At 46.6% G+C, this 13,944-nt stretch carries 15 protein-coding genes; 4 read left to right on the forward strand and 11 right to left on the reverse strand.

The features are described from left to right. The first annotated feature begins 285 nt into the window (after nucleotides 1-285). A complete protein-coding gene (locus tag KDM90_RS12285) occupies nucleotides 286-639 on the forward strand; it encodes a hypothetical protein (protein WP_212675917.1) in 354 nt (117 codons plus the stop codon). 48 nt (nucleotides 640-687) lie between these two features. Here KDM90_RS12285 and KDM90_RS12290 read toward each other — a convergent pair whose 3' ends face one another. Next, nucleotides 688-2,235 carry a DUF4214 domain-containing protein gene (locus KDM90_RS12290; RefSeq protein ID WP_212675918.1) on the reverse strand — a complete coding sequence of 516 codons (1,548 nt, stop codon included), beginning with the start codon at nucleotides 2,233-2,235 and terminating at the stop codon, nucleotides 688-690. A 179-nt stretch (nucleotides 2,236-2,414) separates the two neighbouring features. Between KDM90_RS12290 and KDM90_RS12295 the strand changes: the two genes are divergently transcribed. Beyond that, nucleotides 2,415-3,113: a transposase gene (locus KDM90_RS12295; protein ID WP_212675919.1), complete on the forward strand. Its 699-nt coding sequence runs from the start codon at nucleotides 2,415-2,417 to the stop codon at nucleotides 3,111-3,113. Nucleotides 3,114-3,290: 177 nt separating this feature from the next. Here the strand turns inward: KDM90_RS12295 and KDM90_RS12300 are convergent, their stop codons facing one another. Beyond that, nucleotides 3,291-3,866, reverse strand: a complete 576-nt coding sequence (locus KDM90_RS12300; protein WP_212675920.1) for a lipid-binding SYLF domain-containing protein — start codon at nucleotides 3,864-3,866, stop codon at nucleotides 3,291-3,293. A gap of 218 nt (nucleotides 3,867-4,084) precedes the next feature. Continuing rightward, on the reverse strand, nucleotides 4,085-4,783 hold the full coding sequence (locus KDM90_RS12305) for a hypothetical protein (protein ID WP_212675921.1): 699 nt from the start codon (nucleotides 4,781-4,783) through the stop codon (nucleotides 4,085-4,087). A 329-nt stretch (nucleotides 4,784-5,112) separates the two neighbouring features. On the opposite strand from KDM90_RS12305, the gene KDM90_RS12310 reads away from it, so the two are divergent. After that, complete coding sequence (locus KDM90_RS12310; RefSeq protein ID WP_212675922.1) at nucleotides 5,113-5,532, forward strand: hypothetical protein; 420 nt, start codon at nucleotides 5,113-5,115, stop codon at nucleotides 5,530-5,532. 54 nt (nucleotides 5,533-5,586) lie between these two features. On the opposite strand, the gene KDM90_RS12315 is transcribed toward KDM90_RS12310, so the two are convergent. After that, nucleotides 5,587-6,504: a LysR family transcriptional regulator gene (locus tag KDM90_RS12315; RefSeq protein WP_212675923.1), complete on the reverse strand. Its 918-nt coding sequence runs from the start codon at nucleotides 6,502-6,504 to the stop codon at nucleotides 5,587-5,589. A 170-nt stretch (nucleotides 6,505-6,674) separates the two neighbouring features. Here KDM90_RS12315 and KDM90_RS12320 point away from each other — a divergent pair, with 170 nt between their 5' ends. Then, the gene (locus tag KDM90_RS12320; RefSeq protein WP_212675924.1) at nucleotides 6,675-7,454 is read left to right on the forward strand and encodes an SDR family NAD(P)-dependent oxidoreductase; all 780 of its coding nucleotides are present in this window, start codon (nucleotides 6,675-6,677) and stop codon (nucleotides 7,452-7,454) included. Nucleotides 7,455-7,516: 62 nt separating this feature from the next. Here KDM90_RS12320 and KDM90_RS12325 read toward each other — a convergent pair whose 3' ends face one another. The 7 genes from KDM90_RS12325 to KDM90_RS12355 all read right to left on the reverse strand — a co-directional run bounded on the left by KDM90_RS12325 (nucleotide 7,517) and on the right by KDM90_RS12355 (nucleotide 13,817). Further along, on the reverse strand, nucleotides 7,517-8,083 hold the full coding sequence (locus KDM90_RS12325; RefSeq protein ID WP_212675925.1) for a YdeI/OmpD-associated family protein: 567 nt from the start codon (nucleotides 8,081-8,083) through the stop codon (nucleotides 7,517-7,519). Between the two features lie 12 nt (nucleotides 8,084-8,095). Next, entirely contained in the window at nucleotides 8,096-8,995 is a 900-nt protein-coding gene (locus tag KDM90_RS12330; protein ID WP_212675926.1) for a MipA/OmpV family protein, read from the reverse strand. Nucleotides 8,996-9,179: 184 nt separating this feature from the next. Beyond that, nucleotides 9,180-9,725, reverse strand: coding sequence for a DUF4256 domain-containing protein (locus KDM90_RS12335; RefSeq protein ID WP_212675927.1), 546 nt, complete (start codon nucleotides 9,723-9,725; stop codon nucleotides 9,180-9,182). 350 nt (nucleotides 9,726-10,075) lie between these two features. Next, nucleotides 10,076-11,197 carry a DUF4214 domain-containing protein gene (locus tag KDM90_RS12340; RefSeq protein ID WP_212675928.1) on the reverse strand — a complete coding sequence of 374 codons (1,122 nt, stop codon included), beginning with the start codon at nucleotides 11,195-11,197 and terminating at the stop codon, nucleotides 10,076-10,078. 280 nt (nucleotides 11,198-11,477) lie between these two features. Next, a complete protein-coding gene (locus KDM90_RS12345) occupies nucleotides 11,478-11,819 on the reverse strand; it encodes a YciI family protein (protein ID WP_212675929.1) in 342 nt (113 codons plus the stop codon). A gap of 115 nt (nucleotides 11,820-11,934) precedes the next feature. Continuing rightward, nucleotides 11,935-12,750 carry a carboxylesterase family protein gene (locus KDM90_RS12350; protein WP_212675930.1) on the reverse strand — a complete coding sequence of 272 codons (816 nt, stop codon included), beginning with the start codon at nucleotides 12,748-12,750 and terminating at the stop codon, nucleotides 11,935-11,937. A 419-nt stretch (nucleotides 12,751-13,169) separates the two neighbouring features. Next, a complete protein-coding gene (locus KDM90_RS12355; RefSeq protein WP_212675931.1) occupies nucleotides 13,170-13,817 on the reverse strand; it encodes a hypothetical protein in 648 nt (215 codons plus the stop codon). Between the last annotated feature and the right edge of the window lie 127 nt (nucleotides 13,818-13,944).

Genomic DNA, 13,944 nt, shown 5'->3' on the forward strand with positions numbered 1-13,944 from the left:
ACCTAGTATTGTCGCTGCGGCGCATCGATTGTACACAGTCGCTAGCAAAATATGAAAGTGCGACCACTCCTTATTTGGGGTTGAGTAAGGTTTGGGATTTGAACCATCCCTCTTTTACCGTGACTTTGCGGATGAAGGCAGCTAGTTAAGAGAGCCATCGCGTTTCACATGAATTTCACTGTCACCTCACGCTAACTTCACTGACGTAATTTACATTGACGGTTCTTTCTTTTTGTTATTCTGATACTTTCTTTTTGTTATTCTGATAGATAGGCTTTGTCAATTATGCAAACTCATTTTCTCTTAATTAACCCGCCTCAGACTTGCATTGGTCGTCGCTTCCCGCAAGAATCGATACTGCCCTTTGCGATGCAGGAGCTTAGTAAGGCCCTACTAAACGCAGGCTTTTCAGTTGAGTTATTGGATGCCGAGTCAGATCGTCTGTCTCTATTCAAGATAGTACAAGCGACTCGTCGATACGCGCCTCAATGCGTCTTGATTGGATATAAGGACGTGTCATCAGCGAACCCCATTGGTTCGATGCTATGCACGATGCTGCGGGCCATTTTGCCGCGTTTGCCTGTGATTGTGGACGTAGGCAATTGGCACAATCTAGATGTGTCATCGACCTCTTGCTGACAATCGGCGGTTTCCTAAAGAGCTTGTGTCCGCCGATTGTGGATGACCCTACTTAGTAATTGATACCTTTGTCGCTACGGTGAGGGCATCATCGGCCTCGATTTTGGCGATGAGTCCCCGTGCGCTACTATCGGCAATATGCCAAGTATAACTCACGGTATCGATACCATTACTGGTGTTGATGTGTTTAATTTTGCAAGTCGAAAAATTACCTGCTGGAACACTAATTGTCTCAGTGCCGAGAAAGACTAACGTTTCTGTAGAACTTGACTGCGAGACGTTGGTCGATCCTTCCATTTCCTGTTTTACCGTATAGGTTTGGGTGTACGCTTGGTTCAATGCTAAGGCAAATGGAAAGACTTCGGGCGGTGTCATGGTATTTGTTACGACATAGTTCATATTACCGAACTTGGTCGACAAAATACTTCCATAAGTAGTGACCGCTGCATCGCTCACTGAAATATAGCTTTTTACTTGACTCTTGATGCCTGCTGAGGGACCTGTCAGCATTAAGGTGTCCGCGACAAATTCTAGAGCGCTATATCCTTTAAAATTGGTTGTCCCATTGAGCGAATAGCTTACCGCATAACTTTCACTGAGCCCGCTTGGCCTCATGGTTGTCGTCATTTCGGTGTAATGTTTGACGCCTTGTTTGAACAGTTCGAGATTAAAACAGTTTCTTGAATCACCTTGGCCACTTCCTGTGTCGTCGATCGGAGGCGTCGTCGAAAGCAAGTTAAAACTGATGTCTTTCACGTTGATATACGATTTTGCAGCGGTCATATCATCGGGTTTGACCAAGGCGGCGATCGCTATTCCTTTGCTGACGGTGTCAGTTGGACTGACATATCCTAGTCCCTGTTCTACTGCGAAATACGTACCCACGGTTATCTTATTGTCGAGTAATTGCGGCACCCAGCCCCAAGTTGGATTGCCTGCAAAACTGTGCGCGGATTCCAACATGGTATTGACTAGGATACCTTTGCTCTTGCGACCTGAGTCCAGCTCAGCTGCCCAATAGTTGACTTCTTCATTCGAAGGGGCACTACTGCCGGTTCGACCTAATACATTCTTGTAGATAATTTTGACAAATTCTGAGCTACTCATATTGCTTGAGTAGCCAGTGAGGTCCGGGTATTGAACCGCCGCATTGTAAAAATTATTAGCGAGCTGATTGCTCGTCATGCCATTTTTGATTTCCGACATCCAGTAAACCATGCCATCCGCGTCTGGAACGCGATTGAAAAAGGCGACATACAATTCAATCAAATTGCGAGCACTCGTCGCGGGCATCGTACGATAAATATCAGCGACTTCTAAATTCAAAGTCATGTCGGTGAATTTCAAATGGGCATTTTTTGCGACAACCGTGCTATTTGCGCCACCATTGATTTCTTTGACTTCAAATCCTGAAGTGGTGCGCTTGACTGTGTAATTGTTTCTCGCACCAGCAAAGGTAATTGCCGTACTTGCTGGAGCGGCTTGCATCGCAGAGCTTGCATTTCCAGTGTCGGTTTGACCGCCGCATGCACAAAGTGTCGCAGCCAGGATGCTAAGGCTAATACTGTGGGTGAATTTGCGATGCGGTTTGAACATAGTGAGATTCCCGTAAAAGAGTGATGTTGTTTAAATTAAAACCATGATTGTAATGGAATGATGGTGTTAATATGTCAATTAATTGTACGAATTATATGTAAGAAAATGTAAGTAAAGCTCGGCCATGGATGCAACGCATCCACTACAATGTCCCTAATTTAAACATCATTGCTTTTATTATGGCCAGACTGCCTCGCCTTGTTATTCCTCAGCAAGTTCATCACATCACGCAAGCGGGTATCGATGGCAAGATTATTTTTGTCGATAATGCGGATTACATTGCTTTCACTGACTGGTTAAGAAGCGCAGCGAAACAGTTTGGCATTCAGATCCATGCCTATGTGATCTTGCCTGACAGGCTGCATTTGCTAGCCACTCCCAGTGATGAAGTGGGACTAGGAAAAATGATGCAGTGGCTGGGTCGTTACTATGTCCCGTATTTCAATGCGAAGTACAAGCGCAGCGGCTTACTTTGGCAAGGTCGGTTCAAAGCGACCGTATTGGAGGCTGAAAACTATTTTCTGCCCTGTTCTGTGATGATAGAAGAAATGCCTGTTCGCGCTGGTTTGGTGCACGAGGCATCAGCTTACTTGTGGTCCAGTTGCCAACATCATTTAGGTGCGCGAATTGATCCTATTGTTGCCGATCACGCGATGTATTGGGGAATGGGGAATACACCTTTTCAACGTGAGGCGGCCTATCGTCAATTACTAGACAAAGGATTGTCCGCAAATGAAATGACTACGATACAACAAGCCACCAACAAAGCTTGGGTTTTAGGTTCTGATTCGTATAAAAATCAAATGGCGAAATTAACAGAGAGACGGGTTGAGCCGATGCGGCGCGGGCGCCCACGGAAAGCTCTTCGTCCAGAGTAAAAAGAAGAATCGGTGAGTGGACTTTCCAATCTGGCTTGGGTTTGGTTAGCCGGGGTGAAATTTTAAGCATTCTCAGGATAAAAAAATCCCCGGCGAATTCGTCGGGGATCACTGAGCGTCACTTTATTATCCGTGGATTTTTTGCTGTGCTTGGCGCTTAGTCGAGCTTGATGGAGTTCAATTAAGCTCATCGTCTTTATAAAATTTTGTTCCTTTGACGGTTGCTTGCAAGGCCAATCCTGCTTCAGTAATTTGGTAAATGGTAATCCCCGCGATAGTGACTTCACCACCTACCGCAGCGCCTTTGTCGCCTGCTTTGGCAGCAGCATCTGCGTGCGCGCCAAATTCCCAGCCTGAATTCACAAATTGATCAAACGCTTCTTTAGTATGAAAAACGAAGATAGTTCGAACATCTTTGACCCCAGCACCCAAGCCCACGCCTGCTTCGGCCATACGCATATACACTTGTTTACCATTCTTATCTTTTGCCACGCCGTATCCACCGCTAAAACTCGCGATGAGAAGATTCACATTGGCTGTGCTAAAGACGGCGGTGCCGTATCCGGCGGCAACTTTGGCTTTGGCATCGGCACGCGTCTTATATAAGGTAGCAAGAGCATTGTCGCGCATGGATTGGACTGCTTGGCGTTTTTCGCTAGGTGTATTGCCTTGGGTGGTCGCGCAACCTGCGAGTAGCCCCCAACTTAGAACAGCGACAAACAAGGAACGATGAATTGTGGCGAATCGGCGCATAGATTTATTTCCAAGGTGAGGGTGGATTGATTTGAGTCCATCTGTATCAATGAAGTACAGGCTATTAAGTGTACACGAATAAATCTTGCATCAGCGCTTGTTCGATTGGCACTGCATCTTGGCGTAAAGAATGCGCCTTTAGATAACAACGCCTCTCATCAAGTCACTCGGTACAAAAGAAGAGATTTAGGTCGGACCCAAGTCTCATGACACGAGATTTATTCACCAACCAATTGAACCGCGTCAATCTCTTTGTATCCTCGTTGCAAATTGTTTGCCAAAGTGAGCTTCACTGCTTTTGCTTTGTAGGTCGTTTTTTCAAAACTACGCACAAACCAAGTACGGTTGCCGCGCCGATCTTGCTTCTGGTCGCTAATACCCTCCCAAACGGTATTCCATTTTCCGTCTGTACTCTGTAGCTCGATTTTGCTTATCGCTTCAACTCCAGCACCATTCTCAAAAATGATTCTCACTTCGCTTGCAGAGACCGGTTTTTCGTAGCTCAATTCTAGCCAATCAAACCCCATATCCTGACGATTGTTGGTCCACGTCTTACCATCTACGCTACCTTTGGTATTGACTACAGCGTTCGTTGAAGAGGGGCCTGAACGTTGATCGTCGCCAAAAGTAGAACTGGCTTTTGCGTCAATCGCCCATTGCGCCTTGGTATCATTTAAATACTGATCTTCCATACTGGCATAAGCCATCAACTGTTTTTTTCTTTCTAGTTCTTGCTCTGCTTCGCTAGGTTCAGGATTGGATGCTGCTGCTTGTGTTGCAGGCGCATTGGCTTGGGCTGCGGATGCTACTTCAGTGGACATCGATTGACTGGCGGCTGGCGTGTCCGCAGATTTTTTATGGCATGCTGAGACCAAAATACAGGTGAGAGTTAAAAGAAGATAGGAAATTTTTTTCATAGTGACGTTGAGTATTGATAGGTCGAAGGGGAAAATGACGAAAAAACATGTTTTAACGTTCGCCATTCTAGGGGAATCGTTTTGGAATTTGCGTAAGAATTTGTAAAGAACTCGTAATTTGCAGACAGAGGGTGAGCTATTTCCGATGGTCGGTTGTATGTCCTAGATGTATCTCATGTGTGGTTGATCGTTTGGGAATGCGGTTGACCTGTTTGTGGAATACAACAATCACCTTGTGAATCACTGTGACACTAGCCGATGCAGACATGGATTGCTTACAGTTGAAATGCGATTTGATAAGATGAACGCCCGTCCAAAGAGTGTTCATTATGCGCTTTACACCCAATCAGCATGGCTATTATCAACTCCGTTGGCAGGGCGATGTCATGATTGTGAACTACAGCGAAACTTGGAACGAAATCACGGTTCGCAAATTACATCAGGAAGCGCGCCAATCTTGGGAGGCTCGTGGGCTTCGATCTTGGGGATTTCTTAGTGATGCCAGTGAATGGACCGGTGCAACGCCGCAAGCGATAGAGGAATGGTGGCTGTTTTTTGAAGACGGCGTGCAACATGGGATGCGTGCTTTTACTGGCATCTTGTCGAATGAACTGCAGGCACTATTATTAAATCGACTCACTGAAAAAGCCCGTGCATTGGTTCCCTATCAACAGAGTGAAAATATTGACCAAGCACTGAACTGGCTGAACCAACAAGGCATCCTTGATCGACCTTTTGAAGAGAGCTGAATTTCATTTTTCTCCGTTTAGCCGGTCGATTTTAAAGTTAGAGCGCGAGGATATTCAGTGGCGTTGATCGGTTTGATGTAAGTAAGGACGCAGAGTCTCGCTTAGCCAATCAATAAATTTTTGCGTTCTTTTTGCCAAATGACGACGGTCTGGGTAGAGAATAGAGACTGGCATCGCTGGTGCGCAATAAGTCGGTAAAATCGGGACTAAGCTTTGTAAACTCGCCGCGTGCATTTGTCCGAATTGGGGGACTTGAATTATCCCAAATCCTGCGTTGCAGGCTGCATGATAGGCATCGCTATTATTGACTGTCATTCCACCTTTCATAGGTAAATAGTGTGTTTTATCTCCAACTTGGTATTCAAATCCGTTTGATTTATTCCCGAAATTACTAAGGTAGTGAATCAAAAAATGATCATGTAAATCGTCAATTGTCTTTGGTATACCCCATTCTTTCAAATAAGCAGCGCTGGCTAAATTTACCTGTTTTAAATAACCTAATGGGCGAGCAATCAAACTGCTATCGTGCAATACGCCGACTCGCATCACACAATCAAACCCTTCCCGTATTAGGTCAACGCGCCGATCTGTGCAGCTGAGCTCCAGTTCAATGCCGGGATGTTGGGCGAGAAAGTTCGGTAATGCCGGGATCACAATATTGCGCGCTGCAGCGACTGGCAGATCAACTCGGAGTCTGCCTTGTAAGGGAGTATCGTTGGAACGAAATAGATTCTCCAAATCGGAAAAATCGCTAAGTAGATCTTTGCTACGTTCATAGAACAGCAAGCCATCCTGTGTCATTTGCACACTACGTGTCGTTCTTTGCAGAAGGCGCGACCCTAATTGAACTTCAAGCTGTTTAATCGCTTCTGAAACGGTCGCTTTGGGCAGATTCAGGCTATCGGCAGCCTGTGTAAAACTGCATAAATCTGCGACCCTCAAATAAATACGCATTGCTTCAAGTTGATTCATCTTGGCTCCTCGACATCACGCAAAAACAGAACATTAAATTGTTCGAATAAATCGAACAGTTTAAACATATTATTAGTATTTATCACTCATTTTAAACAAACTACACTGACTCTATTCTTCGCTCAAATCGAGTCTAGAAACTTGTTTCACTTCACAAATAAAGGCTAATCATGAATCAAAATGTTACAGCATCATCGCCGACCATTGCACTAATCACAGGAGGAAGTCGCGGCTTAGGAAAAAATGCAGCACTCCATTTAGCGCGTCAAGGCGTGGACATTATTTTCACCTATCAACGCCAACAGGAGGCTGCGCAAGCGCTGGTTCAACAGCTGCAAGAGATGGGGCGTAAAGCCGTGGCATTGCAATTGGATGTTGGCAAAGTCGGTAGTTTTCCTGCTTTTGTTCAAGAATTGCGAACTGTTTTGCGTACTCACTGGCAAACCGAACAGATTGCTATGTTGTTGAATAATGCTGGAATGGGAATTCATCGACCCTTCATGGAGATCACAGAAGACGATTTCGACCAACTAATGAATGTGCATTTGAAAGCGGTCTTCTTTCTCACGCAACAGGTATTGCCTATCCTGCGTGATGGAGGACGCATCTTGAATATCTCATCAGGACTGACGCGTTTTGCCTTGCCAGGATACAGCGCTTATGCAGCGATGAAAGGAGCAGTTGAAGTCTTGACGCCTTATCTAGCGAAAGAGCTTGGCAGCCGTGGAATTAGTGTGAACGTGCTAGCACCGGGTGCGATTGAAACAGATTTTGGTCACGGGGCGGTTCGTGACAACGCGCAGCTCAATCAATTTGTCGCAAGTCAGACCGCCCTGGGTCGCGCTGGTCAGCCTGATGATATTGGTGCCGTTGTTGCCGCGTTATTGGCGCAGGATACACAATGGATCAATGGTCAAAGGATCGAAGCTTCTGGCGGCATGTTCCTATAACTCTCGCGAACTCGGTGGATTCGCTGGTCACGTGTTTTTCCACGATCAGCGAAGTGGGATAGTCAACGCAAACGTGTATGGGCTTCGCTTGCCTCGATGGTCTTCATGAGTCGATTCATTCGGGTTTCTGATTTTTTTGCTTGTGTAATCCAATGTAGAATTGTTTTTCGATAGCTAGGTGGGCATGTTTCAAAATATGCCCAAGCGACGGGCCTTTGTTGGAAAAGCACGGTTTCGTCTAGCGTGAGCTGGGCGATTTCTGCTTGCTCATAAGCATAGATCTTGGATTTCGTTTCTTGACGAAGCGCAAACGCAGCCCGCCCCAAATCAGTCATCGCCCCTATGCGTTCTAGTACTGCAAATTTCTCTATGTTGACCGCGCTCCAAATCGAATCCGATCGACGTCGACAAAATCGAATAGTGTAAGACTCGGCGTCAATACCTTTCCTAACACCATCAATCCAACCGAAACATAAAGCTTGATCGACCGACTCGGACCAGCTCATGCAAGCTTGTTGACTGCCGACTTTCCAAAAACCGACGAGCAACTCTGTTTCTTGATTGGCATGCAGCTCTAGCCAATTTCGGAACTGAAGTTGATTCTCAAAGAAGAGGATTGGACGCGCCATCGCAGACAAGGATTAATCAAATTCGGTACGATCCGAGCGCATCCAAGTGTAAGTCATGCCCAGCAAGAGAGATGGTGCGGTTTTGCGCTTCACTAATGGACTATCTTCGTTGGCCGCGCCGATGACACTATCGACGCGCACGCCAGCAAAGACGCGGAAATCGTTCGTGTAACTATGGGAAATGAAACCCGACAGGCGCCACGCAATCAATCCCTTTTTCGCTTGGTATGCAGGGCGATCAATCAGAACCTGATTGGGTTTGACTTGATAAAAAGTGTCGGCGAATTGTTGATTTCCCCATACTGCAGACAATCCTGTGCTGTAACGCCACCCGCCAAACGCGCGCCTTTCAAATTCGATTTCTGGCTCGATAGTGTAGCCGCGTCGTTTAAATTGATTGCTAATATCAAAAACTGCGCGAGCTGGCAATTCAAAACGCCAGCGACCGTTGGCCTCCGGATTGCTGATATTCCATTTGAAGCGAGGTCCAAATTCGATCAGACTCCCGAGCTTTTCCATTCCACGGCGTGCTTCGACTTTATCAGAGCTCGAACCAAACGCTCCGGCAAAACCAATGTCAAATTCAAATTGCGGGGTTTTGACTGCACGATAACCGGTATTCCCGCGATCCACTCTAAAGTGCTCTCCACGATATAAGAAGTAAGGGACAGCTAAGGCTCGATTGACGTAGGTATCCGATCCTGGATACGCTTGTTGAGTTAGCGCGAACGCCGACGCACCTAATTCCCAAAGTGGCAAAGGCTCGCGATCTTTCACCAAGCCTTGATTGTCAGACGGTGGGGCGACTTCAGAAGCTGGGGCAGTTTGTGCCTGCACATGACTATGCGTCAAAAATGTCAGGCACACTCCAATTTGAAGCGATCGCCGATGAAATGTTGTCAGTTTTAGCATGAGCTGTACCAATCAATAAAGTGAATATTCGTTGGGGAAGCGTGCAGTCTATCTGATTTTAACGCATCGTTTCCGATTACCAATTAAATTGAAAAGGAATGCGGATGAACAGCGGGACAAGATGTCTTCGGCGAATTCTACTTGTCCCGAAATAGGCTTGGATTGCGGCAGGAGTCACTGGAGATCACACCGCGAGCGACGCTCGAAATCCGCGAGCAGCGTAGTAAGATTGCGCGCCATTGTGGTAGACAAAAACGTGATCGTAGCGGCGGTCACAAAACAAAGCGCCACCTAGTTTGCGTATCGCTTTGGGCGTCATGATCCAACTTGAGGTTTTCTTGTCGAATTCACCAAGTTGTTTTAAGTAACGATAGTCCTCTTCTGTGAGGATGCTAACGCCCATGCTATTCGCCATATCGATAGCCGTATTAGCGGGCTGATTTTCTTTTCGAGATTCCAATCCTTCACGGTCGTAACATAAGCCACGCCGACCAATGGGACTCTCTGCGGCACAGTCAAAAAAGAGATAGGTTTGGCTGGCTTCGTCAAAGTCCACCACATCGGGTTCGCCGCCACTATCTTCCATCGCCTGCAGAATAGACAACTTCTGTGGATTGGATTGGAGCCTAGATTCCACATCAGCCCAGATGAGTGTTGGGTGCCGTTGGCTATTTTGTTGAAATCGGTTGCGTAAAGTTGCGAGCAAATCGAGCGGCAGTGATGGTGTCATTGCGATGTGTCCTTACTTTATGATGAATTCCTGTTGAGTTTCTGTGAAATTTCTGTCGATTTATAGTGCCAACGGCATCGAGTCGTGTCGTCCAAAATGCAAACCAGTCGGCTAGCTCAATGGTATTAAGTTTGCATTGATCGACTCAATGAGCCGAGGAAACACATGAATAGCTAGGTGAGTGTAGCGATTATGCTAGTCTCTTTGGGAAAAATCGAGACCTCGCAGATCTGTTTGAAGGAATTTGCAATGTTGGACAAGCAAAAAAACGCGCAACCAATTCATGGATACCCTCGAATTGGTTGCGCGTTTGTTGTTGTGGTCTAATCGATGGAGATCTCGCCTGATACTTAATTTCCCCATTCAATATAGGTCATACCGCCTTGTATCTGTCCTATGATTTGCGCCTGATTTTCCGCACTTTCGCTAAAACTCATCAATACCTCGGCGCGAGACATATCGCCACTATTCAGCTTGTAGTTCCAGTAGTCATATCCGCCTAGATCAGGTGCACGGTGTAAGACGTTTTGATACAAGGTTGTAATGAAAGTCGCATTGCTGGTGACGTTACCATATAGCGACCGAAATTCGTCTGAATGATAGAACTCTCCAGCAACTCGACTCAGACTCATTCCATCATCCAACTTCTCAATCCAGTATCCGAGTCCAGCAAGATCTGGTTGGCGATTGAACGCAGCTTGGTACAAACGATAAGCTTGTCCCGCAGCGCCGTTCACGTCAAACGCCAAAGCAAAGTCGTCGAAAAGCAAACGCTCAACTTGGGTAACATGATCAATCCCTTCTTCTCCCAGCGTGTCTTTGATCACCAAACCGCTCAGGGTACCACTTGTGCGGTACTCACTCATATCGCCCGCCATGATCAAAAAGTCGAGTCCCGTACCACCATTGATCGTGTCATTACCAGCACCGTTGACGATAGTATCGCTGCCACCGTAGGCATCAATATAGTCGTCTCCTGTACTGCCGCGCAAATAATCATGTGCATAACTGCCATAGACATTCAAACCGGCGACGCTGTTTGCCTCTAAACCGATCACGTAGTCAGTTGATCCGTAAGACAGATTGCTGACTTTAATAAAGAAATCGCCGCGTGAATAGTCCCCATGATAATCAAAACTAATTCGACCATCGGAAGTGAGATTCGCAAAGCTAGATTCCGTACCGCGAACGGGCACACCATTCCGATCGGTGATGGTCACAAGTATGCCACTGGCGTTTTCAGTCCAGAGGTGCGTATTGCTGTAGTTGTTAATAGGATCGGTCGATAAAAAAATCGTATAGCGTCCTGGTCCATCTAGATTCAGTTGGTACCAATCCGTTGCGTCATTGGCAGACAATGTGCCAAACGACACCATGTCGCGCTGCACCTTAAATGTTGAACTTAAACCATTCGAATCAAACCCTTTGGTTCTCTCATCGAAATAACTGCCATCACCATAGACGTATGCCATAACAACTCTCCATTGATTCTTTAAAAATGAAATACATCGCGCATCGCAAATTGGCGTCGGAGCCAGTCTGTTTGTGCAAGCTACATAATGTATTTAAAAAAGGAGAGACAATCCGCGGTTACCTCTTGGGGATTTAACGCGTGTGTTTTGAAATGCGATGACAGGATTGTTAAAAATGTTTAACCCGAGCTATTGCGGGCAAGGACTGAAAAGATAGGTAGCGAAGGAATATCGTTGCAAAATGCCGTCCCTATCTAGGGCTCTATCTGGAGAGAGATGTTCACAATTGTGTATCAAGACCAAATACTCGCAATTCCTGCTGGCAGCGACACGCTGTAGCGATTCGTGCCGCCCAAGCAATCGCTTCCTCGCGAGTCGTCAATTCCAACACCGTGAAACCACCATTGAGTGCAGGCGCCCAAGTATAGCCACCCGCCGTGACCTTGCCATCGGAAGCAACCAAAGCAGGGGCAATGCTCTCATCAATGCCACCGGCAAACACATACACACCAGCCGCTTTCGCATCTTCAATCACGGCATGCGCATCATGACCGACTTGCGCTAATTCATGTTCTGGTACTTGCATTGCGGCAGCTGGGAAGGAGATTAAGTATTTGGGCATGATGAAAGCTTTTAGAAGTGATCAAGTTAATGGTGAGTGCGTATCTGAGTTCGAATTTTAAAGCGACTATCCATCCACTCATGAAATAGTCTCACCATGAATATCTTGCGCAGACTTATTTGCGTCGCTGTTTAAAAAGCCAATCTCGCCACCAATATCCAGGATAGACATCAGCAGGTGGTAAATGAATCAGTCCTTGATATTCACGCAGCGTCGCTTTTTGACCGCCAAGTTGGGTGATCGTTGTGATGAATCGTTTGTCTGCGGTGATAGGATTCTCATTATCCGCGTTGCCGTGCATTGCTAGAATTGGTAGGTCGAAGTAACTCGTCGCATCAGAATCCGGTGGTGCAATTCCCGCAATCGGTACGATTGCTGCAAAGGTATTTGGACTCAGCTTAGGTAATAGCCAAGTCGCAGAACCGCCCATAGAAAACCCCGTTGCGTAAATACGCGAGGCATCGACTGCATGTTTGGACCTGAAGTCGGCTATCAATTCTCGTGCGTCTTCGAGCGCAGCAGACGCCACCGCATGTTGCGTAGGTGATGCGGGGCCGTAATTCGCGCTCCGAATCGGGAACTGAGGGATCAACACATAAGCCGGATAGCGCGCTCGAATGTCAGGCATCGCCCAACTTTTCGCCAAGCGATCCAACTGCGCAAGATTGTTGGTTCCAATTTCGCCAGAACCATGCAGTTGTACCACGAGAGGATACTGTTGCCCGGCAATCGGTTTCGATGGACACAAGACACGATAAGCCAACTGCGTACCGCGTGAAGAAGTAAATAGGCCGCTTTCAAATTGATCAGCAGAGATGTTCGCCGCCGTATCTTTGCTAATGGGTGTTGGGTTGGCGATTAGTTGGAAAGTGTCGGTGCTGGCGCAGCTTGTGAGGGATGCCAGTAGAAATAGAGTGAGGAGTGATTTCATTAGGAAGTTTTAAGGTGCTGTAACTGAGTAGTGAAAAGTGGTATCTCGCATCTACCTGACGGGAGTGCTAGGTGATGGCGACTCTTCCCCAGCCTCTGATTGAATTTAGTGTTGCAAGGCTGAGATCGGTAGTGTGCACACCATATCATGAATGCCCTCCAACGCTAGGAAGCCCTCATGCCGTGTGACAAAGGATTGCTCAAGGTCTGTTAGAGGTCGACCAAGTCTTTTGGTGGCTAGAGCAATGATTGAAGCTTGGAATTGGATCACTGTAGAGTCTAGATTCATGGGGTTGTTGGAAGCTGTCAATGTCATTCAAAAACTCGTCTAGCAAGTCTAATTGTCTTGTGACGTGTTGATTTGCATAGAGTTCAATGTCGAAGTTGTGCACAAAAAATCAGTACCAATGAATGGCGAGACTAGCCACTATAGAACTGGCATCCCACTTTTTTCACCAATGCTTTTTCTCCAGCCGTTCCTGACAGGAACAGGCAGTAAGTTGCGTTGTTTTCTGTCTCGGTTTCAATAATGAGATCGAGCTTATCATCTTTATCGAGGTCGCCTGCCCAAACCAGTGAGACGCCTGCACGAACTTCCTCTAAGGTCGTGCTCAACACGCCGTTATAAAGCGTAATCTTGCCGGATTTGTTCATGGTGAGCCCATATTCCATACCTTTGTAGTTCATTTTGATGGTGCCAGGATCGTCTCTAAATAAGCGTCTTCGCTCGCCAGAAAACTTCATATTTGGCGTGTCGACTTTCCCTGGCGTAAGGCTACGCTCGTGCAATAGCGCAATAGCCTTGTCATAGTTCGATGTGACCACTTGATTCTCAATGCTGACCTTGGTTGGCATCAATTCCCAACGCCCATCTTTGACGACCAGCGCCAGCCAGCCGTATGCTGGGAAATTAAATTTATCAAGATCTTCATCTTGGAAGTTTCCAGGGATCAGAATCGAAAATGCAATGCCGATATCTTGGGCGATTGCGCACGTTAGCGTAGAGGAAAGAATCAAGCTGGTGATCATCAATTTACGCATGTGTGAGAGTGATTGGCGAAGTTTCATATGAACTCGAAGGATAGTGAAAACGAGTGCGGGTACTTATTCGGTTCTTGCTGCGTTGATGGAAGTTGTAGGTTTGATCCGCAATGCGCCATAGGGTGGTTGAATTAGGCGAGGCGGAGGGGTGGCT

The organism is Affinundibacterium fentianense, from assembly GCF_018139545.1.
Lineage (GTDB): Bacteria > Pseudomonadota > Gammaproteobacteria > Burkholderiales > Burkholderiaceae_D > Undibacterium > Undibacterium fentianense.